The organism is Bradyrhizobium agreste, from assembly GCF_016031625.1.
Classification (GTDB): Bacteria; Pseudomonadota; Alphaproteobacteria; order Rhizobiales; family Xanthobacteraceae; genus Bradyrhizobium; species Bradyrhizobium agreste.
The window spans coordinates 372,290-394,627 of sequence record NZ_JACCHP010000002.1 but is presented as its reverse complement, the minus strand read 5'-3'; the positions used below and the strand labels follow the sequence as shown (position 1 = coordinate 394,627).

The window sequence follows — 22,338 nt, the reverse complement described above, 5'->3', positions numbered from 1 at the left end:
TGTCCTGTCGGATTCCTCAAGCCTGCCCAAGCAAATGCGAATTCGGCTTTGGCCGCAAGGGTTTGCGCTGCGAAATGGATTTACAACTGGCGGGACGTGGCCGGCCTGTGTATAAGGCGGCCCTCGCAACCCCTAGATCAGGTTGTGGTTTTTGCTTCACGGAGAGATTGCGATGTCCGAGCGGTGGACGCCCGAGTCCTGGCGCAGCAAGCCGGTGCTACAGGTGCCCGAATATCCCGACGCCAAGGCTTTGGCCGACGTCGAGGCGCAGCTTGCGACCTTTCCGCCGCTGGTATTCGCGGGCGAGGCGCGCAACCTGAAGAAGGCCTTGGGCCGCGTTGCGGCCGGCGAGGCCTTCCTGCTCCAGGGCGGCGACTGCGCCGAGAGCTTCGCCGAGCACGGCGCCAACAACATCCGCGACTTCTTCCGCGTGCTGCTGCAGATGGCGGTGGTGCTGACCTATGCCGGCGCCGTCCCCGTGGTGAAGGTCGGCCGCATCGCCGGCCAGTTCGCCAAACCGCGGTCGTCGCCGACCGAGAAGGTGAACGGCGTCGAGCTGCCGAGCTATCGCGGCGACATCGTCAACGACATCGCCTTCACCAGGGAAGCGCGCATTCCCGATCCGCAGCGCCAGCTGATGGCCTATCGCCAGTCCGCCGCGACGCTCAACCTGCTGCGCGCCTTCGCCACCGGCGGTTTCGCCAATCTCGGCAGCGTGCATCAATGGATGCTCGGTTTCCTCAAGGATAGCCCGCAGTCACGCCGCTACAAGGAGCTGGCCGACCGCATCTCTGACGCGCTCAACTTCATGCGCGCCTGCGGCCTCGACCTCGAGAGCCATCCGGAGCTGCGTGCCACCGATTTCTACACCAGCCACGAGGCGCTGCTGCTCGGCTACGAGCAGGCCATGACCCGCGTCGATTCCACTACCGGCGACTGGTACGCGACCTCGGGCCACATGCTCTGGATCGGCGACCGCACCCGCCAGCTCGATCACGGCCATGTCGAATATTTCCGCGGCATCAAGAACCCGATCGGGCTGAAATGCGGCCCCTCGCTCAAGGTAGACGAGCTGTTGAAGCTGATCGACGTGCTCAATCCCGACAACGAGCCGGGCCGCCTGACGCTGATCGGCCGCTTCGGCTCCGACAAGATCGGCGAGCATCTGCCGAACATGATCCGGGCCGTGAAGCGCGAAGGCCGGGCGGTGGTCTGGTCGTGCGATCCCATGCACGGCAACACCATCACCTCGACGTCCGGCTACAAGACGCGACCGTTCGACCGCATCCTGTCCGAGGTCAAGTCGTTCTTCGCGATCCACGCCGCCGAGGGCACCCATGCCGGCGGCGTGCATCTGGAAATGACCGGCCAGGACGTCACCGAGTGCCTCGGCGGCGCCCGCGCGATCACGGACGAGGATCTCAACGACCGCTACCACACGGTCTGCGATCCCCGCCTCAACGCCGAGCAATCCATCGATATGGCTTTCCTGGTGGCGGAGCTGCTCAAGCAGGAGCGCGCCGGCAAGACCCAGCCGATTCCGGCCGCAGCGGGGCTGTAAGACCTTGCTGCGGATCTGGAAGGCCACGATCAATTCCCGCAACGGTATGGCCTTTGCGTTCCGCTCGGAACAGGCCATCCGCGAGGAGATCTTTGCGCTGCTGCTGTCGGTGCCGCTGGCCTGGTTCATCGGCGCGACCGCGATGCGCGCGGTCGAATTGGTGTGTTCGGTCGCATTCGTGCTGACAGTCGAGCTGCTCAATACCGCAATCGAGAAGCTCGCCGACCGGCTGACCTTGGATCACGACAAGCAGATCGGCCGCGTCAAGGACATGGGCTCGGCCGCGGTCGGCGTTGCACTCTTGATGGCGGGCGCGTTCTGGATCATTGCCGTCATCGAGCGATTGGGGTTCCTGTAACTCGGGATCGGATAGGGCGGCCATGACCGTACGTCTCGATACATTCGCGGTCACGATCGCCCAGCTCAATCCGACCATGGGCGACGTGGAGGGCAATGCCGCCCAAGCGCGCGCGGCGCGGGTGCAGGCGAAGTCCGACGGCGCCGATCTCGTGCTGTTTCCAGAACTGTTCATCGCCGGCTATCCGCCGGAAGACCTGGTGCAGAAGCCCGCCTTCCAGGCCGCCTGCCGCGCCGCGATCGAAAGCCTCGCGCGCGAGACCGAAGATGGCGGGCCCGCGATGCTGGTCGGCACGCCCTGGGTCGAGGAGGGCAGGCTCTACAATGCCTGCGCGCTGCTCGATGGCGGCCGCATCGCGAGCCTGCGCTTCAAGTGCAACCTGCCGAATTACGGCGTGTTCGACGAGAAGCGGCTGTTTTCGCGCGGCCCCGCCGCCGGTCCCATGACCGTGCGCGGCGTGCGCATTGGCGTGCCGATCTGCGAGGACATCTGGCTGGAAGAGTCCGAGGACTACGAGAACGTGGTCGAGACGCTGGCCGAGACCGGCGCCGAGATCATCCTGGTGCCGAACGGCTCGCCTTACGCCCGCGACAAGAACGACGTGCGCCTGTCGGTCGCGGTGGCGCGCGTGACCGAGAGCGGGCTGCCGCTGGTCTATCTCAACCAGGTCGGCGGCCAGGACGAACTGGTGTTCGATGGCGCTTCGTTTGCGCTCAACGGCGATCTCTCGCTCGCGGCGCAGCTGCCGGCGTTCGAAGAGAGCATCGTCACGTTGCGCTTTGGCAGAAACGGCGACGACTGGCGCTGCACCGGGCCGATCGCCGAGCTGCCCGAGGGCGACAAGGCCGACTACGCTGCCTGCGTGCTGGGCTTGCGCGATTACGTCGCCAAGAACGGCTTTCCCGGCGTGCTGCTCGGCATTTCCGGTGGCATCGATTCGGCGCTCTGCGCGGCGATCGCGGTCGACGCGCTCGGCGTCGACCAAGTGCATGGCGTGATGCTGCCTTACCGCTACACCGCGCCGCATTCGATCGCGGATGCCGGCGAGCTCGCCGGCCATCTCGGCATCCGCTACGAGGTGCTGCCGATCGCCGAAGCCGTGACCGGGTTCGAGACCATCCTGTCCGGCATCTTCAAGAACCTGCCGCCCGATATCACCGAGGAAAACCTCCAGGCCCGCACCCGCGGCACGCTTCTGATGGCGATCTCCAACAAGACGGGGCTGATGGTGGTGACGACCGGCAACAAGTCGGAGATGTCGGTCGGCTACGCCACGCTCTATGGCGACATGAATGGCGGCTTCAACCCGATCAAGGACATCTACAAGACGCAGGTGTTTCGGCTGGCGCGCCTGCGCAACAGCTGGAAGCCTGACGGCGCGCTCGGCCCGGCTGGCGAGGTGATCCCGCCCGACATCATCACGCGTCCGCCGACCGCGGAGCTGCGCGAGAACCAGCGCGATGAGGATGCGCTGCCGCCTTACGAGGTGCTCGACCCCATCCTGGAGCGCCTGGTCGAGCGCGAAGAGCCGCTGGATCAGATCATCGCTGCCGGCTTCGACCGCGAGACCGTCACCCGCATCGACCATCTCCTCAACGTCGCCGAATACAAGCGCCGCCAGGCCGCGCCTGGCGTGAAGGTGACGCCACGGAATTTCGGCCGCGACCGCCGCTATCCCATCACCAACCGCTTCCGCGACAAGGGCGAGCCGTTGCCGGCGGCGGATGAGGCGCTGGTGTCACGCGGAAGCACGGCGTCAATCGACGCGTTCGAGGGGTGAAGCCCAGCTTGAGCGACGGCGGGCGCTATGACGGGCTTACGAAAAACAGCACCCTTAGGAAGTGCGTGTATTCGGATTCCAGCACCATGATCGATACAAATACCAATACCGCGATCGGCGGCAGCAGGATGGCGTAGGCCAGGGCCAGCCGCTCCCAGGCCATGTGCATGAAGACGGCGACGATCAGGCCGGCCTTCAACACCATGAACAGCAGGATCAGCGACCACCGCAGATAGCCATGCAGGCCAAAGTAGTCGACGAGGTAGGAGCACGTGCTGAGGACGAATAACCAGCCCCAGACCACGAGGTAGAGCTTGATCGGGTGCTGTTGCCCCTTGGCGTGAACGGCTCCCGTTGCGACTGCGCCATGCGCCGGAGCGTGGAGCCGCCCTTCCATGTGTACCGTCGCGTTTGTCATGCGCCGACCTCACCAAAGATAGAAGAATGCAAAGATGAACACCCACACGAGATCGACGAAGTGCCAGTACAGGCCCGTGATCTCGACGATCTCGTAATACCCCTTGCGGCTCGTGAAGAAGCCGCGCCTCTCGACGTCGAAATCGCCGCGAAAGACCTTCCGCGCAATGGCGATCAGGAAGATCACACCGATCGTCACATGGGTGCCGTGGAAGCCCGTGATCATGAAGAAGCTCGCACCAAACTGCGCCGCGCCCCACGGATTGCCCCAGGGACGGACGCCCTCCATGATCAGCTTGGTCCATTCGAAGGCCTGCATTCCGACGAATGTTGCGCCGAACGCCGCCGTGACCAGCATCAGGATTGCGGTTCTCACGCGATCGCGGCGGTAGCCGAAATTGACCGCCATCGCCATCGTCCCGCTGCTGCTGATCAGGATGAAGGTCATGATGGCGATCAGGATCAGCGGAATGTGCTTGCCGGCGATGTTGAGAGCGAAGACCTCGCTGGGGTTGGGCCAGGGCACGGTCGTCGACATGCGCGCCGTCATGTAGGAGAGCAGGAAGCAACTGAAGATGAAGGTGTCGCTGAGGAGGAAGATCCACATCATGGCCTTACCCCAGGACACGTTTTTGAAGGCGCGTTGATCCGAGGCCCAGTCGGCGGCGATGCCGCGCCAGCCTTCAAGCTGTGCAGTCGATTGGCCCGGATTCGTCAGCACGGTCTCAGCCATCTGGTCTCGCCTCCCTAGCTCAGCAACCGGCGGCAGATGTCGACGAAATCATCGGTCCAGCCGGTGAGAAGACCGAGCAGGACAAGCCAGACCAGCAGCATGAAGTGCCAGTAAATGGCGCATAGCTCCACGCTCAATCGCATCTCGGCGATCTCGGCGCCGCGCCACATCTTGGCTGAGGTGCGGCCCAAGGCCACCAGACCGCCGGTCAGATGCAGTCCATGCACCGCGGTCAGCAGATAGAAGAAGGAATTCGCCGGATTGGACGCCACGAAATATCCGGCAGCCCCGAGCCGTTGCCAGGCCAGGAGCTGTCCGGCGAGGAAGATCACGGCAGATGCTCCGCCCGCGAGCAGGCCGATCATGACGTTCTCGGTGTCGTGTCGCCGAGCAGCAACGTACGACCATTGTAGCGCTGCACTGCTCAGGACCAGGACGCCCGTGTTGACCCAGAGCAGCCGCGGGACCGGCAGCGGCCGCCAGTCCACCACGCTCATGCGCATCGAGTAGGCGCTGATGAAGAGGACGAATAATACGCTCGCGACAGCGAGAAACACGCCAAGCCCGACCTTTGCTGCCGGCCAGGTCATGCTGTCGCCGCCGGGGAAGTCACCGACCGGGCCTTCCTCCAGCCAGGGCTTGGCCGTCAGCCGCTGCTGCGACAGCCACCATCCGACGATCACCGCAACCACAGTCAGGAACAGAATGATGGCGCTCACGAAGCAGCTCCCTGAATGAGCTTCCTCGCGCGCGGCGGCTGGTTCTGCGGAATGAAGTCCTCCGCGGCGCCGGGCACACTGTAATCGTAGGCCCAGCGGTACACGACCGGGAGGTCCTTGCCCCAGTTGCCGTGTCCTGGAGGCGTCTCCGGCGTCTGCCACTCCAGCGTCGTCGCCCGCCATGGATTGCCGCCCGAGGCCTCACCTTTGAACAGGCTCCAGGCGAGATTGAACAGGAACACCATCTGGCTGAAGCCGACGGTCAATGCCACCACGGAGATGAAGGCGTTGAGTGAATGGGCCGAGGACGGGATGAACGTCGCATCTCCGAGTTCGAAATACCGGCGCGGGACCCCGAGCAGTCCAAGATAGTGCATCGGGAAGAAGATCAGGTAGGCGCCGAGGAAGGTGACCCAGAAGTGAAACTTGCCCATGGCCTCGTTCAGCATCCGCCCCGTGACCTTTGGGTACCAATGATAGATCGCGCCGAGCACGACCATGATCGGCGCCACGCCCATCACCATGTGAAAGTGCGCGACCACGAACATGGTATCCGAAAGGGGCACGTCCACGACGACGTTGCCGAGGAAGAGGCCTGTGAGCCCGCCGTTCACGAAGGTGATGATGAAGCCGAGGGCGAACAGCATCGGCACCGTCAGATGAATGTCGCCGCGCCACAGGGTCAGCACCCAGTTATAGACCTTGATCGCGGTGGGGATGGCGATGATGAGCGTCGTGGTGGCGAAGAAGTACCCGAATTGCGGGAACATGCCGCTCACATACATGTGGTGCGCCCATACGATGAAGCTGAGCGCGCCGATGGCCACGATTGCCCAGACCATCATGCGGTAACCAAAGATGTTCTTCCGCGCATGGGTGCTGATCAGATCGGAGACGATGCCGAAGGCGGGCAGGGCGACGATGTAGACCTCGGGATGGCCGAAGAACCAGAACAGGTGCTGGAAGAGCAGTGGGCTGCCGCCGCCGTACTTCGACAGCTGTCCCATCTCGACGAGAGAGGGCATGAAGAAGCTGGTTCCGAGGAGACGGTCGAGCAGCAGCATGACCGAGGCAACGAAGAGGGCAGGGAATGCCAAGAGCGCCATGACGGTCGCCGTGAAAATGCCCCACACCGTCAGGGGCAGGCGCATCAACGTCATGCCGCGGGTGCGTGCCTGGAGCACCGTGACCACGTAATTGAGCCCGCCCATGGTGAAGCCGATGATGAACAGGATCAGGGACGACATCATGAGAATGATGCCCCAGTCCTGCCCGGGCGTTCCGGAGAGGATTGCTTGCGGCGGGTAGAGCGTCCAGCCGGCGCCGGTGGGGCCGCCGGGCACGAAGAATGTCGAGGCCAGGACCAGGACCGCGAGCAGGTAGACCCAGTAGCTCAGCATGTTCACATAAGGGAAGACCATGTCCCGGGCGCCGACCATCAGCGGGATCAGGTAGTTACCGAAGCCGCCGAGGAACAATGCGGTGAGCAGATAGATCACCATGATCATGCCGTGCATGGTGATGAACTGGAGGTACTGGTTGGCATCGATGAAAGAGAAGGTGCCGGGGAATCCCAGTTGCAGCCGCATCAGCCACGACAGCACCAGGGCCACCAGCCCGATGGCCGTGGCCGTCAGCGAATACTGAATGGCGATCACCTTGGCGTCCTGCGAGAAGACATACCGTGTCCACCAGCTCCGCGGATGATAGAGCTCGACGTCAGGTACTTCGGCAGGCGGAATGCCTTCGATCCCTTCATATGGAATATCGACCATAGAAACCTCCTCGGTCGTTTCCATCGGAAGCGAGGCGTTGGCCTCATGCACCCGATCTATTTCGCGGCGGCAGCTTGCTACTTGCCGCCGGACTGGTACGTCGCCTTCACGATGGCTTTTGCCGGCGACAGTTCGGCAAACGTCTTTTGTTGCTCCAGCCACGCGTGATATTCACGCTCTTCGTCGACGATGACCTTGGCCCGCATCTGATAGTGGGCAGCGCCACAGAGCTCCGCACAGAGAACATCGAACGTTCCGGTTCGGATCGGCGTCATCCAGAAATAGGTCACCATGCCTGGAACCATGTCCATCTTGGCCCGGAATTCGGGCACGTAGAAATCGTGCAGGACATCAACCGAGCGGAGGAGAACCTTGACCGGCTTTCCGACTTGAAGGTGCAGGTCCCCGTTCTCGATCACGACGTCGTCCTGCGCGTGGGCGTCGTCATGGTTGAGCCCCATCGGATTGTCGGCAGCGATGTTGCGGACATCGGATGTGCCCAACCGCCCATCCTTGCCCGGAAGGCGGAAGCTCCACTGCCATTGCTGGCCCATGACCTCAACCTCGGTGGCATCCGCAGGCACCGTCACGAACTGGTGCCAGACCACGAGGCCGGGCGCCAGCATGGCCGCGACGCCGACGCCGGTCCCGACGCTCAGCCACCACTCGAGCCTTTTGTTTTCCGGATTGTAGTCAGCCCGTCTTCCCTCTTTGTGGTGAAAGCGGAAGACGCAGTAAGCCATGAAGGCGATGACCGCGACGAAAACGAAGCCCGTGATCCAGAACGTAATGTTGATGGTGTGGTCGATATAGGCCCAGTTCGTGGCGATCGGCGTCCACCACCACGGGCTGTAGATGTGAAACAGCACCGAGCCGATCGCGACCAGAAGCAGTATCAGTGCGACAGCCATCCTGATCCATCCTTGCCATCGAAGGCTACGGATACGAATCCAGGGCGGAGCTCATGTCTGTCGCGATGGCTGCCCTTCTTGGCATTCATGCCATCGCCGGCCTTTTGCCTCGCCCATTCCACTGATCGCGAGATCAAGAGAACGCTCGCGATCATCAACTCTAAGGGCGTCTCCGTCTAAAATGATACCAGCCTAATCCGGCGTCAATAGAGCAATGTGGGTGCCCGAATTGATGATTGCCGTGCTCGCAAACGACATCAGGTGCGCATGTTGGAGTTGGGTGATGCAACGCACAAATCCGTGCTGGTGCGCAATTCACCCAACCGTGAGTGCAGCCGTGCTCCGCGCGCGCTAAGCTTGCCAGGCAGGTCGCGACGGGTTCCGTCCGGCCAGGCTCGGGTGCTGAACCTGGGTTGCCGTACCTGACCCATCGCGTTTCCTGCTCGTCAGGCGGACACGCGTGGCTGAAAAGCGCGTGTTATCGAAACCGCGATTTTCAGCACGGGAGGGTCCGTTCATGGCCACTCTGTACTCCCACGACATCGTCAGGCGGCACGTCTTCGGCGAAGCGGCCTCCTATCCCATTCGCAAGATCAGCTTTTCCGACCTGACCGAGGCCCTGCGCCTGGGTTGGGGGGATTTCCAGGCAATGCCGAGTCACGCGATCGTCGTGTGCCTGATTTATCCCGTTCTCGGTCTCGTCCTGTTCAGGATGGTGCTCGGCTATTCGGTGCTGCCGCTACTGTTTCCGCTGGCCGCCGGCTTTGCCTTGATCGGTCCTTTTGCCGCGATCGGTCTCTACGAACTCAGCCGGCGTCGCGAGCGTGGCGAGGAGGTCGAGGCATGGGATGCGATCAAGGTGCTGCGCGCACCGTCGTTCGGTGCCATGGTCGAGCTCGGCGTGCTCCTGCTGGTCCTGTTCGGGGCCTGGATCGGTGTCGCGAACGCAATTTATGTCGCGATCTTCGGCCACGCGGCGGCTGCAAGCATTCCCGATTTCGCAACGCGCGTGCTGACGACGCCGGAAGGCTGGTCTCTCATCCTCATCGGTTGCGGTGTTGGCTTCCTGTTTGCGGTTGTGGCCTTGTGCGTCAGCGTCGTGTCGTTTCCGTTGATGCTGGACCGTCATGCGACTGCGATCGACGCGATCCGCACGTCGCTCCGAGCGGTGGCGGCGAATCCGGTTGCGATGGCCGGATGGGGCCTCATCGTGGCGGCGCTGCTCGTGATCGGCTCGCTGCCGCTCTTCGTCGGTCTCGCCGTTGTTCTGCCGGTGCTCGGCCATGCCACCTGGCACCTCTATCGGCGGGTGGTCGAGCCTAATCCGAACCCACCGGACGCACCGACGGCGCTCCCTAAGGGCAGGCGCTACGCGGCAGACTTTCCGGCCAATCTCTTCCCGTGGAGCCGCGAGCGCGAGCCGTAACAGCGAAACGGCCGCGCCCGGCGGCCGCCTTCACAGGGTATGACGGAGCAGGGCCTACTTCTGCTGCTGCGGCAGGAAGGTCGGGCCGACCGAGCGGATCGGCTTGTTCTCTGAACTCGGCGCAGCCGTGCCGGTGTCCGCCGACGGTGTCGCAGCCGGTGCTGTGGCCGTCGTCGGCGCGGGCGCCGCGCCTTTCTTGGCATTGGCAGGGGGCGGCGCACCCTTGTTGAGCCGCTGCTGCTGCATCTTCCTGGCGCTTTCCTCGGTGACGATGATGTCGCCCTGCTGCTCGACGCTCGCCTTGTCGTCGGCCGATTTGAGCGCATCCGCCCAGGTCTGCCCCGCCGCCTTGCAGGAGCAGGACGGGTTGAACTCGCTGCGGAATTTGAATGCGGTCGGCAGCGCCGTGTAGGGCTGGCCGCCGATCGAGACCGCCGCGTTCATGTCCTCGCCGGGATTGCGATGGGTGTAGAGCACGGCTTCAGCGGCCGGGCACAGCGCCTTGCAGGTCTTCTCGTCGTCGGGAAAGCGCGCCGGCACGGTGGCAAAGGAGATCGGGAAATAGGCGCCGTCGCAGGTGCGCACGCAGACGGTGCGGAAGGTGCCGGATTGCGGGCCGAGATCGGAGGGCGGCATGGGTTGCGGATTGTTCGGGTTGTTGCCGCCGAACAGATTGCTCAGGAAATTGCCGCCGCCTTGCGATTGCGCGGCATTGGCATATTGCGGGCCGCAATTGTTCTGCGCCAGCGCCATCAGCACCGAGCGGCGCTGATTGTCGCGCTCCGGGCTGGCGCCGGGACCGCCGCGCAGCCGCTCGAGGCTGCCGGTGATCTGGTCCAGATTGGCGCGCATCTGCTGGATCTGGGTGTTGACCGGACCGCACTGCGCCGACTGGCCGTTGAACAGCGAGAAGAAGCCGGAGGAATCGCAGCCCATGCGCTTGGCCTGCATGGTGACGCGGTCGAGCTCGGCCTGCTGCTTGGCCTGGGAATCCTGATAGCGGCGGATCTGCTCCTCGCGCGCGGCATCACCCCCGCCGCCGCGATCGAGCGCCGCGAGCTGGGCTTCCAGGCGCACGCACATCGGGTTCGGTCCGAGCCCGTTCTGGCCGGGCTGGGGCGGGCCGGCCTGCGCCAAAGCGCCATTGGCGAGCACGGCGGTGCCGAGGAGCACGGTGCAGGCAAGCAGGGAGCGGGCACGGAAGAGAAAGAAGAATTCAGGCATATCCGCCATTCTAGCGAGGTCACGGCCCGGCGTGATCATCCAAGTGAGGTGGGGGCCGAAGCGCGCCCTCCCAATAGCCGCTTCCTGCGGCATCGTCACGTCGTTTCAGGGGCCGAACTGGTCCTAAGGTCCGCCAGCTCCGAGGGAATTCAGCGCTGGCAGGTGATTGCGACATATTCGTCGCAACGGCCATGGGAGCAGTTTGTGCCGGTTTTGGGGACGGAGCCGGTAATTTCGTCGGGATCGACCCGGCGATAGTTTGAAGCCTTCGCAAAATCTCGTGACTGGCAATAGGTGCGCGCGGCGGAGGCGCCGCACGTGTCGCCTTTGGCCAGGCACTGGTCGGCGATGATGAAGACGCGGGTCTCGGCGCACGCGGGAGGTGCTGCAAGCAGCGAGGCGCCGAAAATGAGCGCGAGCAGGGATCGCATGAAAATACCGGCGAAAAAAATCAGGGAACCGCGGGTTCCAGAATGGCCTCAAATGGTTAGGGGATCATGAACCCTGAAGGCCCGCCGCGCCCCTTGCGGAGGGAAAAGCGGCATTTTCGCGGCCCTTGACGCCGGGGCCCGTGCTGGCCCATATGTGCCCGCATGAACGGTCTCCTCGCCATTTGCGCCATTTGCCGCGAGATTACGAGCTAGCGATTCGCTGGCTGGAGCCGTCTTTTCTCAAACACATTGAGAGCCTTGGACGCCCGGCCGAGAGGGATGGGTTGTCATGGAATTGCGTCTTTACGATACGCTGAGCCGGGAAAAGCGCACCTTCGTGCCGCTCGATCCGAACAACGTCCGCATGTATGTCTGCGGACCGACGGTCTATGACTTCGCCCATATCGGCAATGCGCGGCCGGTGATCGTGTTCGACGTGCTGTTTCGGCTGCTGCGCCACCTCTACGGCGAGGCGCATGTCAAATATGTCCGCAACATCACCGACGTCGACGACAAGATCAATGACCGCGCCGCGCGCGATTTTCCCGGCCTGCCGCTGAACGAGGCTATTCGCAAGGTCACGGAGGAGACGGGCCGGCAGTTTCATGCCGACGTCGACGCGCTCGGCGCGCTGCGGCCGAGCGTCGAGCCGCGCGCGACCGAGCATATCGGCGAGATGCGCGAGATCATCGAAAGGCTCGTCGCCGGCGGCTTTGCCTATGTCGCCGAGGACCACGTGCTGTTCTCGCCCCAGGCGATGAATGCGGCGAATTCCGCGCTGCCGCGCTATGGCGCGCTGTCGAAGCGCTCGCTCGACGAGATGATCGCGGGCGCCCGCGTCGACGTCGCCCCCTACAAGCGCGATGCGACCGATTTCGTGCTGTGGAAGCCGTCCAAGCCGGGCGAGCCGTCCTGGCCGTCCCCGGCGGGCATCAAGGCGGAGGGACGTCCGGGCTGGCACATCGAGTGCTCGGCCATGGCCTGGAAGCATCTCGGCGAGCACTTCGACATCCACGGCGGCGGTATCGATCTCGTGTTTCCGCACCACGAGAACGAGGTCGCGCAGACCTGCTGCGCCTTCCACCAGCAGCGCATGGCGAACTACTGGATGCACAACGGCTTCCTGCAGGTCGAGAGTGAGAAGATGTCGAAGAGCCTCGGCAACTTCGTCACCATCCATGAGCTGCTCGCGGATTGGCCGGGCGAGGTGCTGCGTCTGAACATGCTGAAGACGCATTACCGCTCGCCGATCGACTGGACCATGAAGTCGGTGGAGGAGAGCGCCAAGACGCTCGATGACTGGTACCGCGTCGCGGCCGATGTCGCGCCCGGCGAGCCGGCTGCGTCGGTGGTCGGACCGCTGCTCGACGACCTCAATACGCCGCAGGCGATCGCGGCGCTGCACGGGCTGCGCGGCAATGATATCGCAGGTCTTGCGGGCTCGTTGCGGCTGCTCGGATTCCTCTCCGAGAGCGCGGCGCAGTGGGAAGGGCGCAAGCAGCAGGCGAGCGGGGTCGATGCCAAGGAGGTCGAGCGCCTGCTCGCGGAGCGGACAGCTGCGCGTGCGCGGAAGGACTTTAAGGAATCCGACCGCATCCGCGACCTGCTCGCTGCGATGGGCGTTGCGATCAAGGACTCCAAGGAAGGCACGACCTGGGAGATCGCGCGATGAAGCGGCCCGACACGCCATTTCCGCGGCACTGGCTCTATTACATCGCGCTCAAGATCGCGCTGCTCGCCGGCGCGGTGGCGATCGTGCTCAAGCTCTATGGAATGTGGTGAGGACGATGGGACAGACTTTGCCAAAGCCCGCACTGCGGCCCTTCCTGCCTGATGATGTGCCGATGCTCGCCGCGATCTTCGCCGCTAGCATCGAGGAATTGACCGGCGACGATTATAGCGAGGCGCAGCAGGAAGCCTGGATGGCGGCGGCCGAGGACGAAGAGTTCGGCAAGCGGCTCGCGTCCGACCTGACGCTGATCGCGACGCTGGAAGGCTCGCCCGTCGGCTTCGCCTCGCTCCGCGGCAATGATCACATCCGCATGCTCTATGTGCATCCGGCCGTCAGCAGACAGGGCATCGCGACCATGCTGGTCGACGCGCTGGAGAAGCTCGCCGGTGGACGCGGCGCCCAGAGTTTATCGGTGGATGCGAGCGATACCGCGGAGGGCTTCTTCGCCAAGCGCGGCTACACCGCCCAGCAGCGCAACAGCGTCGCTGTGAATGACGAGTGGCTCGCCAACACCACCATGAAGAAGACGCTCGGAGCGGGGCAATGAGCAAAGAGCGTCTTTATCTGTTCGACACCACGCTGCGCGATGGGGCGCAGACCAACGGCGTCGACTTCACGCTGGCCGACAAGCAGGTCATCGCGGCGATGCTCGATGATCTCGGCATCGACTATGTCGAGGGCGGCTATCCCGGTGCCAATCCGCTCGACACGGAGTTCTTTGGCTCCAAGCCCAAGCTCAATCATGCACGCTTCACCGCCTTCGGCATGACGCGGCGGGCAGGCCGCTCGGTTTCGAACGATCCGGGCGTCGCGGGCCTCTTGGAAGCCAAGGCGGATGCGATCTGCTTCGTGGCGAAGTCCTCGGCCTATCAGGTGCGCGTCGCGCTGGAGACCACGAAGGAAGAGAACCTCGCCTCGATCCGCGACAGCGTCGCGGCGGCGAAGGCGGCCGGTCGCGAGGTGATGCTCGATTGCGAGCACTTCTTCGACGGCTACAAGGAAGACGCCGCCTTCGCGCTTGCCTGCGCCAAGGCCGCCTATGAGGCCGGCGCGCGCTGGGTGGTGCTGTGCGACACCAATGGCGGCACTATGCCCGATGAGGTCGAGGCCATCGTCAGAGACGTGACCAGGCACATCCCCGGCGACCACGTCGGCATTCACGCCCATAACGATACCGAGCAGGCGGTGGCCAATTCGCTCGCCGCGGTGCGTGCCGGCGCGCGGCAGATCCAGGGCACGCTGAACGGCCTCGGCGAGCGCTGCGGCAATGCCAATCTCTGCTCGCTGATCCCGACGCTGAAGCTGAAGACGGGTTTTGCCGACGCCTTCGAGATCGGCGTCACCACGGAGAAGCTGGCGACGCTGGTCAAGGTGTCGCGCACGCTGGACGACATGCTCAACCGCGTGCCGAACCGGCATGCGGCTTATGTCGGCGAGAGCGCCTTCGTCACCAAGACCGGCATCCATGCCTCCGCCGTGCTGAAGGATCCGCAGACCTACGAGCATGTGCTGCCGGAGCTGGTCGGCAATCACCGCAAGGTGCTGGTGTCCGACCAGGCCGGCCGCTCCAACGTCATCGCCGAGCTCGACCGCGCCGGCATCCCTTACGAGAAGAGCGATCCGAAGCTGACGCGGCTCGTCGAGGAATTGAAAGAGCGCGAGGCGGCCGGCTATGCCTATGAATCCGCCAACGCCTCGTTCGAGCTCCTGGCGCGCCGCACGCTCGGCAAGGTGCCGCATTATTTCGAGGTCGAGCAGTTCGACGTCAACGTCGAGCAGCGCTACAATGCGCTCGGCGAACGCGTCACGGTGGCGCTCGCGGTGGTCAAGGTCGACGTCGCCGGCGAGCATCTGATCTCGGCGGCCGAAGGCAACGGTCCCGTCAACGCGCTCGACGTCGCGCTGCGCAAGGATCTCGGCAAGTACCAGAAATTCATTGAGGGCTTGACGCTGATCGACTATCGCGTCCGTATCCTCAATGGCGGCACCGGCGCGGTCACGCGCGTGCTGATCGAGAGCGAGGACGAGAACGGCGATCGTTGGACCACTGTGGGCGTGTCCCCGAACATTATCGACGCCTCGTTCCAGGCGCTGATGGATTCGGTGATCTACAAGCTGGTGAAGTCGGGGGCGCCGGCGTAAGTGTTGCTGTGGTCATTCCGGGGCGCCTCGAAGAGGCGAACTATGGTGCGCAATTGCGCACCTGAGAATCTCGAGATTCCGGGTTCGATGCTTTGCATCGCCCCGGAATGACTGAGGAGGCAGGGAGCACGGCCATGATCGACCACATCTCCGTCGGCGTCGGCGATCTCGATCGTGCCGCAAAGTTCTACGAGGCGACGCTCGCCGCTCTCGGCCTCACGCGCCTCGTCACGCGGCCGCGGACGGTCGGTTTCGGCAAGGCCTATCCGGAGTTCTGGATCAACTTGCGCGAAGGCATGCCGCGTGTCGCGCCGGAGAGCGGCGTGCACATCTGCCTGCGGGCGAAAACCACGGCCGAGGTCGATGCGTTTCATGCGGCTGCCTTGTCCGCCGGCGGCGGCTCCGACGGCGCGCCAGGCATCCGCCCGCACGATCGCGTGCGCTACTACGCCGCCTTCGTCACCGACCCCGACGGCAATCGGATCGAGGCGGTGACGTTCCCGCAGGAATAAAAGACGGCCTACAGGCGCCGGGCCACGTCGGGCGCGAGATCGCGCTGGTCGTCGGGAATCTGCGCCGCCGCGGCGCGCAGCCGTGGGACGATTTCCTCGACCTTGTCCGCCTTCAGGATATCGACGGAAAGACCGGCGCGGATGAACTGGGTTTGCCGCATGTGGGCCACCAGCGAGAACAGCGGCTCCCAGAAATTGTCGATATTGGCCAGTAGCACGGGCTTGGCGTGACGGCCGAGTTGCTGCCAGGTCAGCTGCTCGACCAACTCCTCGAGCGTGCCGAGGCCGCCGGGCAAGGCCACGAAGGCGTCGGAGCGCTCGAACATCAGCCGCTTGCGCTCGTGCATGTCGGGCGTGACGACCATCTCCTGCACGCGCGTCAGCGCGTTCTCGCGCATCCGCAGGAAGTCAGGGATGATGCCGGTGACGGTGCCGCCGTGATCCAGCACGGAGGTTGCGACCGCGCCCATCAGGCCGAGCGAGCCGCCGCCATAAACGAGACGGATCTTGCTTTCCGCCAGCGCTCTGCCGAGCGCCTTCGCCGCTTCGATGAAGTTGGGATTTGTTCCAGGGCCGGAGCCGCAATAGACACAGACGGTTTTGATCGTGCTCATCGGTGCCATGATGCATTGCAGCGAAGTGGCGTCAAGTCCAAACGGTGATTCGATACTTCCGGGAATTTACCGGTAAATCGCGACAAACAATCGAGGATTCGCCATCTGGCGGGGTGCGCGGGCGTCGGGAAGGCTCTATATGACGGGCGAAAATCGTTAATCGCAGTTGCGCCTGCATCCGGCGGGCTTTCGGGTTTCTTGATGGACCAACCTCAATCGTTCGACGGCGCCGACGTTCCTGATCCTCCCGCGGCAGGACGGCAGGCCGGGGCCACGCTGATGGGCACGCTGGCACATCTGTGGCCCTACATCTGGCCGGGCGACCGTTTCGACCTGAAGATGAGGGTGGTCTGGTCGCTGGTGCTGCTGCTTGCCGCCAAGCTGATCACGCTCGCCGTGCCGTTCAGCTTCAAATGGGCGACGGATGCGCTGACCGGCGCCAACACCGCGCCGGTCGCGGCCGACAATTGGCATCTCTGGGTGATCGCCTCGCCCTTGCTGCTGACCGCGAGCTACGGCCTGATGCGCATCCTGATGGCGGTGCTGACGCAATGGCGCGACGGCATCTTCGCCCGCGTCGCCATGCATGCGGTGCGCAAGCTCGCGACCCTCACCTTCATCCACATGCACGAGCTGTCGCTACGCTTTCACCTGGAGCGCAAGACCGGCGGCTTGACGCGCGTGCTCGAGCGTGGCCGCGAGGGCATCGAGGTCATCGTGCGCATGGTGATCCTGCAGCTGATCCCGACCATCGTCGAGGTCTCGCTGCTGCTGGCGGTGCTGCTCTGGCAATTCGACTGGCGTTACGTGGTCGCCACCCTGATCACGGTCACGCTTTACATGTACTATACCTATATCGCGACCGAGTGGCGGATCGGCATCCGCCGCAAGATGAACGATTCCGACACCGAAGCGAACACCAAGGCGATCGACTCGCTGCTCAATTACGAGACGGTGAAGTATTTCGGCGCCGAAGCGCGCGAGGCGCAGCGCTACGACAGGTCGGTCGAGCGCTACGAGGAGGCGAGCGTCCGTACCTACACCTCGCTCGCGGTGCTCAATACGGGTCAGGCGGTGATCTTCACGCTCGGCCTGACCGCGACCATGCTGATGTGCGCGATCGGCGTGCGCAACGGCACCAACACGGTCGGCGATTTCGTGCTGGTCAACGCCATGATGATCCAGCTCTACCAGCCGCTGAACTTCATGGGCATGGTCTATCGCGAGATCAAGCAGGCGATCATCGACATCGAGAAGATGTTCGGCGTGCTCAGCCGCGAGGCCGAGATCAAGGATGCACCTGGCGCGAAGCCGCTGGTCATCTCCGCCGGCACGGTGCGCTTCGAGGACGTGCGCTTTGCCTATGAGCCGACGCGCCCGATCCTGAGGGGCATCAGCTTCGAGGTGCCGGCCGGCAAGACCGTCGCCATCGTCGGCCCCTCCGGCGCCGGCAAATCGACCATCTCGCGGCTGCTGTTTCGCCTCTATGACATTTCCGGCGGCAGGATCCTGATCGACGGCCAGGACATCCGCGGGGTCACGCAGGCCAGCTTGCGCGCATCGATCGGCATGGTGCCGCAGGACACCGTGCTGTTCAACGATACCATCCGCTACAACATCCGCTACGGCCGTTGGGATGCGACTGATGCCGAGGTGGAGGAGGCCGCGCGGCTGGCACAGATCGACCACTTCATCCGCATGGCGCCCAAGGGCTACGAGACCCAGGTCGGCGAGCGCGGCCTGAAATTGTCGGGCGGCGAAAAGCAGCGCGTGGCGATCGCGCGCACGGTGCTCAAGGCGCCGCCGATCCTGGTGCTCGACGAGGCGACCTCGGCGCTCGACACCCACACCGAGCACGAGATCCAGGGGGCGCTCGACCGCGTGGCCAAGAACCGCACCTCGCTGGTGATCGCGCATCGGCTTTCCACCATCGTCGGCGCCGACGAGATCATCGTGCTGGACCAGGGCCGCATCGCCGAGCGCGGCACTCACGCGAGCCTGCTCGCGCAGGGTGAGCTCTATGCCAGCATGTGGAACAGGCAGCGCGAGGCCGAGGAGGCCCGCGAGAAACTGGCCAAGATGGCCGACGCCAATGCCGCGCCCAACCGGGAGCCGCCGCCGGTCGACGACATCCTGACGACGCCCGCGGCGGCGGAGTGACCTTGTCTCAGGTCCCAAGTCTGGCCTAAACAGTCTGGCCTAAACAAGCCCGTGACGACCCGTGGCATCAACCCCGACCGGCAAAAAGCAATGACCATTCTCGATTCGATCCAGCGCCAGATCCCGCCGATCCACAAGGAGGGCTATCCCTTCATCGGCGGCTTTGCGCTGGCGAGCCTGATCCTGTTCTGGCTGTGGTCGCCGCTGGGGTGGATCGGCACGATCCTGACCGTGTGGTGCGCGCTGTTCTTCCGCGATCCCGTCCGCGTGACGCCGGTGCGCGAGGGTCTCGTGGTGTCGCCGGCCGACGGGCGCGTCTCGATGATCACCATGGCACTGCCACCGGCCGAGCTCGGGCTCGGCGACCGGCCGCTGCCGCGCATCTCGATCTTCATGAGCGTGTTCAACTGCCACGTGAACCGCGCGCCCATGGCGGGCCGGGTGGATCGTATCGCCTATCGGCCCGGCCTCTTCATCAATGCCGAACTCGACAAGGCGAGCGAGGACAACGAGCGCAACTCGCTGGTGATCACGACGCCGACGGCGCGGATCGGCGTGGTCCAGATCGCCGGCCTCGTCGCCAAGCGCATCGTCTGCTTCGTTCGGGAAGGGCAGGCGATCGGCGCCGGCGAGCGCTTCGGCCTGATCCGCTTCGGCTCGCGCCTCGATGTCTACCTGCCCGTGGGCACCAAGGCGCTGGTCTCGGAAGGGCAGACCGCGATCGCCGGAGAGACGATCCTGGCCGACCTTGCCGGCGACGACCCGGGCCGCGCCTTCCGCGCCAATTAACCAATAGTCGGTGCTTGCAGGCCGTCCGCCGCAATGGCGGAGGGCGGCGCGGCTTGCTATATCTCGCCTCGAGATAAGGACGAGCCATGACGCCTTACGACTTCAAGGATCCCGACGTCCGCCGCCGGCGGTTCCGACCAATCCCGGTGCGGATGCTGGTGCCCAACGTCATCACGCTGCTGGCGATCTGCGCCGGCCTGACCTCGATCCGGCTGTCGATCGAAGGGCGGACGTCGCTCGCCGTCTACGCCATCGTGTTCGCTGCCGCGCTCGACGGCATCGACGGCCGCATCGCGCGCATGATCAAGGGGCAGTCCAAGTTCGGCGCCGAGCTCGACAGCCTCGCCGACTTCGTCAATTTCGGCGTGGCGCCCGGCCTGATGCTGTATTTCTGGCAGCTGCACGAGCTCGGCAATGCCGGCTGGATCGCGGCCATTGTGTTCGCGATCTCCGGCGGCCTGCGGCTCGCCCGCTTCAACGCCACCATGGACGATCCGAACAAGCCGGCCTTTGCCGCCAATTTCTTCACCGGCGTGCCGGCGCCTGCCGGCGCGATCACCGTGCTGCTGCCCATCTATGTCGCGTTCCTCGATCTCGGCCGCACACCTGCGGCGGTGACCGCGGCCTACACGCTTCTGATCGCATTTCTGATGGTGTCGCGCCTGCCGGTGTTCTCCGGCAAGACCAAGCGCATGCGCGTGCCGCCTGAGCTCGTGCTGCCGGCCTTCGTCGCCGTGATCGTCTTCATTGCGCTCCTGATCGCCTATCCCTGGCACGTGCTGTCGATCGGCACGGTGCTGTACCTCCTCGCGCTGCCGCTCGGCTACAAATCCTATCGCGACCAGGCGCGCGCAGTGGAAGCCACCGCGCCGGCGGGAGGCGAGGTCCCGTCGCCGCCCTCGGCGCCGACACTGGCGACTTTGTCGGAGCCGCCCCAGGACGACCGGCCCGGGCGGCTGCACTAAAGGCCGCAAGCAGATATCTGCCATGAGGCCTGCCTGAGTTGGGTAGAGGCCCGTTCTCGGCTATATCGCCCTGTGCCGGCGGCATCGCGCAATCAACCGCCGCCAATCTGGGAGAGAACGCCGTGACCAATTCCGCGACCGGGCCGCTGCCCGCTTCCGTCATCGAAGCGCTGGGCCGTTACGACACGCCGACGATCTGCAATGCCATGGAGATCGTGGCGCCCGAGCGGCGGCTGATCGGCTACACCACCAAGCAGCTGGTCTGCCCGTTTCCCGACCTGCCGCCGATCGTCGGCTACGCCCGCACGGTGACGATCCGCTCGGTGCTGAAATCATCGCTTCCGGCCGAGGAGCAGTCCAGGCGCCGCATCGAATATTACGAATATGTCGGCACCGGCCATGGCCCGCGCATCTCGGTGATCCAGGACATCGACGGACCCGACGTGGGCTATGGCGCGTTCTGGGGCGAGGTGCAGAGCAACGTGCACAAGGCGCTCGGCTGCCTCGGCGTCATCACCGACGGCTCGATCCGCGACATTCCGCAATGGGCGCCCGGCTTCCAGGCGCTGGCCGGCTCGATCGGTCCGTCGCACGCCTGGGTGCACGCGGAAAGCTTCGGCGGCGAGGTGCGCGTCGCCGGCATGACCGTGAAGTCGGACGATCTCATCCATGCCGACCGGCATGGCGCCATCGTGATCCCGCTCGACCTGGCCGCAAAGCTGCCGGAGGCCGCCGAGCTCTGCGGCCGCCGCGAGACGCCGATCCTGGAGATCGCGCGCAGCCCCGACTTCTCGCTGGAAAAGCTGAAGGCCGCGCTGAAGCGGTCGGCGGAGATCCATTGACGGCTGCTTGGGCAATTTACGGCCGCGACGACGGCCGCAGGCCGCCTTGCTCGGTCAGAAGCAGGGCGGCTTGATCCGGCTCGCCGAACATCGCGGCGGCGCATCCGATCAGGGTGAAGCCGCCCGCGAGGTCCCACAGCGTGATATCGTCCGAATTGTCCGGCAGATGAATCAAGCGCGCCGCGATGACGGCGAAGCCGGCCTCGACAAAGAGCAAAACACTGAACCCCGGCAGCACCAGCTCCGGCTCGAGCAGGTGGAGCGCCAGCACCGCGGGCAGGGCGGTGAGAAGACCAAACAGTGTCAACATTGCAGAACGGCTCCTCTCGTGGAGCATGCCGCACGGCCACAGAATACTGCATGATCTCTCGCCGCGGATGTGGCGCAGGGCCGCAGTCGGAGGGCGCACGATGAAGATGAATGGCAAGACGATCCTGGTAACCGGCTCGACCGACGGCGTCGGCCGTTATGTCGCGCGCCGGCTGGCTGAAGACGGTGCAAAGGTCCTGATTCATGGCCGCGATGCAGCGCGTGCGAAGGTGTTGAGCGACGAGATCGCCAAAGCCGGCGGTGCCGCGCCGACCTTCTACCAGGCCGATCTGTCGTCGATGTCGGACACGCGCGCGCTAGCCGAAGCCGTGAAACGCGATCACCAGCGTCTCGACGTCCTCGTCAGCAATGCCGGCATCGGCTCGCAGAACGATGGGCCGCAGCGACAAGTCACCGCCGACGGTCACGAGTTGCGCTTTGCCGTGAATTATCTCTCCGGTTTCCTGCTGGCCCATCTGTTGCTGCCGCTGCTCAAGGCCGCGGCGCCGTCGCGTATCGTCAATGTCGCTTCGCTCGGTCAGCATCCGATCGATTTCGATGATGTCATGATCACGAAAGGTAACAGCGGTTCGCGTGCCTATGCACAGAGCAAGCTTTCTCAGATCATGTTCACCATCGATTTCGCGGACGAGCTGAGAGGCGCCGGTGTCACGGTCAACGCGCTGCATCCCGCGACCTACATGAACACCACGATGGTGCGTGCCGGCGGCGTCACGCCGATCTCGACGGTGGAGCAAGGCGGTGCGGCGATCCTCCACCTCGTCGAGGGCGACGATGTCGCTGACAAGAGCGGCCTGTTCTTCAATGGCATGAACGAGGCGCGCGCCAATCCGCAGGCCTATGATGCCGACGCGCGCAAGCGCCTGCGTGCCCTCAGCCTGGAGCTGACGGGCCTGTCGTCCTGAAGGGCTGGCACG

Annotated in this window: 22 protein-coding genes; 13 read left to right on the top strand and 9 right to left on the bottom strand. The window is 64.5% G+C overall.

From position 1 onward, the window contains the following. Positions 1–172 precede the first annotated feature (172 nt). The 3 genes from HZZ13_RS04595 to HZZ13_RS04585 are packed head-to-tail and all read left to right on the top strand — an operon-like array spanning position 173 to position 3,699. The gene (locus HZZ13_RS04595) at positions 173–1,561 is read left to right on the top strand and encodes a class II 3-deoxy-7-phosphoheptulonate synthase (protein WP_197958456.1); all 1,389 of its coding nucleotides are present in this window, start codon (positions 173–175) and stop codon (positions 1,559–1,561) included. 4 nt (positions 1,562–1,565) lie between these two features. Beyond that, a complete protein-coding gene (locus tag HZZ13_RS04590) occupies positions 1,566–1,919 on the top strand; it encodes a diacylglycerol kinase (RefSeq protein ID WP_197958455.1) in 354 nt (117 codons plus the stop codon). A gap of 22 nt (positions 1,920–1,941) precedes the next feature. Further along, the gene (locus tag HZZ13_RS04585; protein ID WP_197958454.1) at positions 1,942–3,699 is read left to right on the top strand and encodes an NAD+ synthase; all 1,758 of its coding nucleotides are present in this window, start codon (positions 1,942–1,944) and stop codon (positions 3,697–3,699) included. Positions 3,700–3,724: 25 nt separating this feature from the next. Here the strand turns inward: HZZ13_RS04585 and HZZ13_RS04580 are convergent, their stop codons facing one another. The 5 genes from HZZ13_RS04580 to HZZ13_RS04560 all read right to left on the bottom strand — a co-directional run bounded on the left by HZZ13_RS04580 (position 3,725) and on the right by HZZ13_RS04560 (position 8,254). Then, positions 3,725–4,117, bottom strand: coding sequence for a cytochrome C oxidase subunit IV family protein (locus HZZ13_RS04580; protein WP_197958453.1), 393 nt, complete (start codon positions 4,115–4,117; stop codon positions 3,725–3,727). A 9-nt stretch (positions 4,118–4,126) separates the two neighbouring features. Continuing rightward, a complete protein-coding gene (locus HZZ13_RS04575; RefSeq protein WP_197958452.1) occupies positions 4,127–4,849 on the bottom strand; it encodes a heme-copper oxidase subunit III family protein in 723 nt (240 codons plus the stop codon). A gap of 14 nt (positions 4,850–4,863) precedes the next feature. Next, the gene (locus HZZ13_RS04570) at positions 4,864–5,568 is read right to left on the bottom strand and encodes a cytochrome c oxidase subunit 3 (RefSeq protein WP_197958451.1); all 705 of its coding nucleotides are present in this window, start codon (positions 5,566–5,568) and stop codon (positions 4,864–4,866) included. Further along, the gene (locus HZZ13_RS04565; protein ID WP_197958450.1) at positions 5,565–7,343 is read right to left on the bottom strand and encodes a cbb3-type cytochrome c oxidase subunit I; all 1,779 of its coding nucleotides are present in this window, start codon (positions 7,341–7,343) and stop codon (positions 5,565–5,567) included. The genes HZZ13_RS04570 and HZZ13_RS04565 overlap by 4 nt, the downstream gene beginning before the upstream one ends. Before the next feature lie 77 nt (positions 7,344–7,420). Next, positions 7,421–8,254 carry a cytochrome c oxidase subunit II gene (locus HZZ13_RS04560; protein ID WP_197958449.1) on the bottom strand — a complete coding sequence of 278 codons (834 nt, stop codon included), beginning with the start codon at positions 8,252–8,254 and terminating at the stop codon, positions 7,421–7,423. Positions 8,255–8,771: 517 nt separating this feature from the next. Between HZZ13_RS04560 and HZZ13_RS04555 the strand changes: the two genes are divergently transcribed. Beyond that, positions 8,772–9,680, top strand: coding sequence for a DUF2189 domain-containing protein (locus tag HZZ13_RS04555; RefSeq protein WP_197958519.1), 909 nt, complete (start codon positions 8,772–8,774; stop codon positions 9,678–9,680). A gap of 54 nt (positions 9,681–9,734) precedes the next feature. Here HZZ13_RS04555 and HZZ13_RS04550 read toward each other — a convergent pair whose 3' ends face one another. Next, entirely contained in the window at positions 9,735–10,913 is a 1,179-nt protein-coding gene (locus HZZ13_RS04550) for a DUF2865 domain-containing protein (RefSeq protein ID WP_197958448.1), read from the bottom strand. 140 nt (positions 10,914–11,053) lie between these two features. Beyond that, complete coding sequence (locus HZZ13_RS04545; protein WP_197958447.1) at positions 11,054–11,335, bottom strand: hypothetical protein; 282 nt, start codon at positions 11,333–11,335, stop codon at positions 11,054–11,056. Positions 11,336–11,624: 289 nt separating this feature from the next. On the opposite strand from HZZ13_RS04545, the gene cysS reads away from it, so the two are divergent. From cysS to HZZ13_RS04525, 4 genes are all read left to right on the top strand, one after another. Beyond that, positions 11,625–13,007: a cysteine--tRNA ligase gene (gene cysS / locus HZZ13_RS04540; RefSeq protein ID WP_197958446.1), complete on the top strand. Its 1,383-nt coding sequence runs from the start codon at positions 11,625–11,627 to the stop codon at positions 13,005–13,007. A gap of 115 nt (positions 13,008–13,122) precedes the next feature. Next, positions 13,123–13,614 (top strand): GNAT family N-acetyltransferase, encoded by a 492-nt coding sequence (locus tag HZZ13_RS04535; RefSeq protein ID WP_197958445.1) that lies wholly within the window; start codon positions 13,123–13,125, stop codon positions 13,612–13,614. Next, positions 13,611–15,209 carry a citramalate synthase gene (gene cimA, locus HZZ13_RS04530; RefSeq protein WP_197958444.1) on the top strand — a complete coding sequence of 533 codons (1,599 nt, stop codon included), beginning with the start codon at positions 13,611–13,613 and terminating at the stop codon, positions 15,207–15,209. Before HZZ13_RS04535 ends, cimA begins: the two co-directional genes overlap by 4 nt. A gap of 134 nt (positions 15,210–15,343) precedes the next feature. Next, positions 15,344–15,721, top strand: a complete 378-nt coding sequence (locus HZZ13_RS04525; RefSeq protein WP_197958443.1) for a VOC family protein — start codon at positions 15,344–15,346, stop codon at positions 15,719–15,721. 8 nt (positions 15,722–15,729) lie between these two features. Here the strand turns inward: HZZ13_RS04525 and HZZ13_RS04520 are convergent, their stop codons facing one another. Then, positions 15,730–16,335, bottom strand: coding sequence for an LOG family protein (locus tag HZZ13_RS04520; protein WP_197958442.1), 606 nt, complete (start codon positions 16,333–16,335; stop codon positions 15,730–15,732). 201 nt (positions 16,336–16,536) lie between these two features. Here HZZ13_RS04520 and HZZ13_RS04515 point away from each other — a divergent pair, with 201 nt between their 5' ends. The 4 genes from HZZ13_RS04515 (at position 16,537) to HZZ13_RS04500 (ending at position 21,091) form a co-directional block, all read left to right on the top strand. After that, the gene (locus HZZ13_RS04515; protein ID WP_197958441.1) at positions 16,537–18,495 is read left to right on the top strand and encodes an ABCB family ABC transporter ATP-binding protein/permease; all 1,959 of its coding nucleotides are present in this window, start codon (positions 16,537–16,539) and stop codon (positions 18,493–18,495) included. A 66-nt stretch (positions 18,496–18,561) separates the two neighbouring features. Then, positions 18,562–19,284, top strand: a complete 723-nt coding sequence (locus tag HZZ13_RS04510; protein WP_311972600.1) for a phosphatidylserine decarboxylase — start codon at positions 18,562–18,564, stop codon at positions 19,282–19,284. Positions 19,285–19,370: 86 nt separating this feature from the next. Further along, on the top strand, positions 19,371–20,249 hold the full coding sequence (locus tag HZZ13_RS04505) for a CDP-alcohol phosphatidyltransferase family protein (protein WP_197958439.1): 879 nt from the start codon (positions 19,371–19,373) through the stop codon (positions 20,247–20,249). A 122-nt stretch (positions 20,250–20,371) separates the two neighbouring features. After that, positions 20,372–21,091, top strand: coding sequence for an RraA family protein (locus HZZ13_RS04500; RefSeq protein WP_197958438.1), 720 nt, complete (start codon positions 20,372–20,374; stop codon positions 21,089–21,091). Positions 21,092–21,107: 16 nt separating this feature from the next. On the opposite strand, the gene HZZ13_RS04495 is transcribed toward HZZ13_RS04500, so the two are convergent. Then, positions 21,108–21,401 carry a hypothetical protein gene (locus tag HZZ13_RS04495; RefSeq protein WP_197958437.1) on the bottom strand — a complete coding sequence of 98 codons (294 nt, stop codon included), beginning with the start codon at positions 21,399–21,401 and terminating at the stop codon, positions 21,108–21,110. A gap of 100 nt (positions 21,402–21,501) precedes the next feature. Between HZZ13_RS04495 and HZZ13_RS04490 the strand changes: the two genes are divergently transcribed. After that, positions 21,502–22,326 carry an SDR family NAD(P)-dependent oxidoreductase gene (locus HZZ13_RS04490; protein ID WP_197958436.1) on the top strand — a complete coding sequence of 275 codons (825 nt, stop codon included), beginning with the start codon at positions 21,502–21,504 and terminating at the stop codon, positions 22,324–22,326. Positions 22,327–22,338: the final 12 nt, after the last annotated feature.

What these genes read in the sequence shown, in the direction of transcription:
- HZZ13_RS04595 (WP_197958456.1), top strand. Translation starts at nt 173, where the DNA reads ATGTCCGAGCGGTGGACGCCCGAGTCCTGGCGCAGCAAGCCGGTGCTA.
- HZZ13_RS04585 (WP_197958454.1), top strand. Translation starts at nt 1,942, where the DNA reads ATGACCGTACGTCTCGATACATTCGCGGTCACGATCGCCCAGCTCAAT.
- HZZ13_RS04580 (WP_197958453.1), bottom strand. Translation starts at nt 4,117, where the DNA reads ATGACAAACGCGACGGTACACATGGAAGGGCGGCTCCACGCTCCGGCG.
- HZZ13_RS04575 (WP_197958452.1), bottom strand. Translation starts at nt 4,849, where the DNA reads ATGGCTGAGACCGTGCTGACGAATCCGGGCCAATCGACTGCACAGCTT.
- HZZ13_RS04565 (WP_197958450.1), bottom strand. Translation starts at nt 7,343, where the DNA reads ATGGTCGATATTCCATATGAAGGGATCGAAGGCATTCCGCCTGCCGAA.
- HZZ13_RS04560 (WP_197958449.1), bottom strand. Translation starts at nt 8,254, where the DNA reads ATGGCTGTCGCACTGATACTGCTTCTGGTCGCGATCGGCTCGGTGCTG.
- HZZ13_RS04555 (WP_197958519.1), top strand. Translation starts at nt 8,772, where the DNA reads ATGGCCACTCTGTACTCCCACGACATCGTCAGGCGGCACGTCTTCGGC.
- HZZ13_RS04550 (WP_197958448.1), bottom strand. Translation starts at nt 10,913, where the DNA reads ATGGCGGATATGCCTGAATTCTTCTTTCTCTTCCGTGCCCGCTCCCTG.
- HZZ13_RS04545 (WP_197958447.1), bottom strand. Translation starts at nt 11,335, where the DNA reads ATGCGATCCCTGCTCGCGCTCATTTTCGGCGCCTCGCTGCTTGCAGCA.
- cysS (WP_197958446.1), top strand. Translation starts at nt 11,625, where the DNA reads ATGGAATTGCGTCTTTACGATACGCTGAGCCGGGAAAAGCGCACCTTC.
- HZZ13_RS04535 (WP_197958445.1), top strand. Translation starts at nt 13,123, where the DNA reads ATGGGACAGACTTTGCCAAAGCCCGCACTGCGGCCCTTCCTGCCTGAT.
- cimA (WP_197958444.1), top strand. Translation starts at nt 13,611, where the DNA reads ATGAGCAAAGAGCGTCTTTATCTGTTCGACACCACGCTGCGCGATGGG.
- HZZ13_RS04525 (WP_197958443.1), top strand. Translation starts at nt 15,344, where the DNA reads ATGATCGACCACATCTCCGTCGGCGTCGGCGATCTCGATCGTGCCGCA.
- HZZ13_RS04520 (WP_197958442.1), bottom strand. Translation starts at nt 16,335, where the DNA reads ATGAGCACGATCAAAACCGTCTGTGTCTATTGCGGCTCCGGCCCTGGA.
- HZZ13_RS04515 (WP_197958441.1), top strand. Translation starts at nt 16,537, where the DNA reads ATGGACCAACCTCAATCGTTCGACGGCGCCGACGTTCCTGATCCTCCC.
- HZZ13_RS04505 (WP_197958439.1), top strand. Translation starts at nt 19,371, where the DNA reads ATGACGCCTTACGACTTCAAGGATCCCGACGTCCGCCGCCGGCGGTTC.
- HZZ13_RS04495 (WP_197958437.1), bottom strand. Translation starts at nt 21,401, where the DNA reads ATGTTGACACTGTTTGGTCTTCTCACCGCCCTGCCCGCGGTGCTGGCG.
- HZZ13_RS04490 (WP_197958436.1), top strand. Translation starts at nt 21,502, where the DNA reads ATGAAGATGAATGGCAAGACGATCCTGGTAACCGGCTCGACCGACGGC.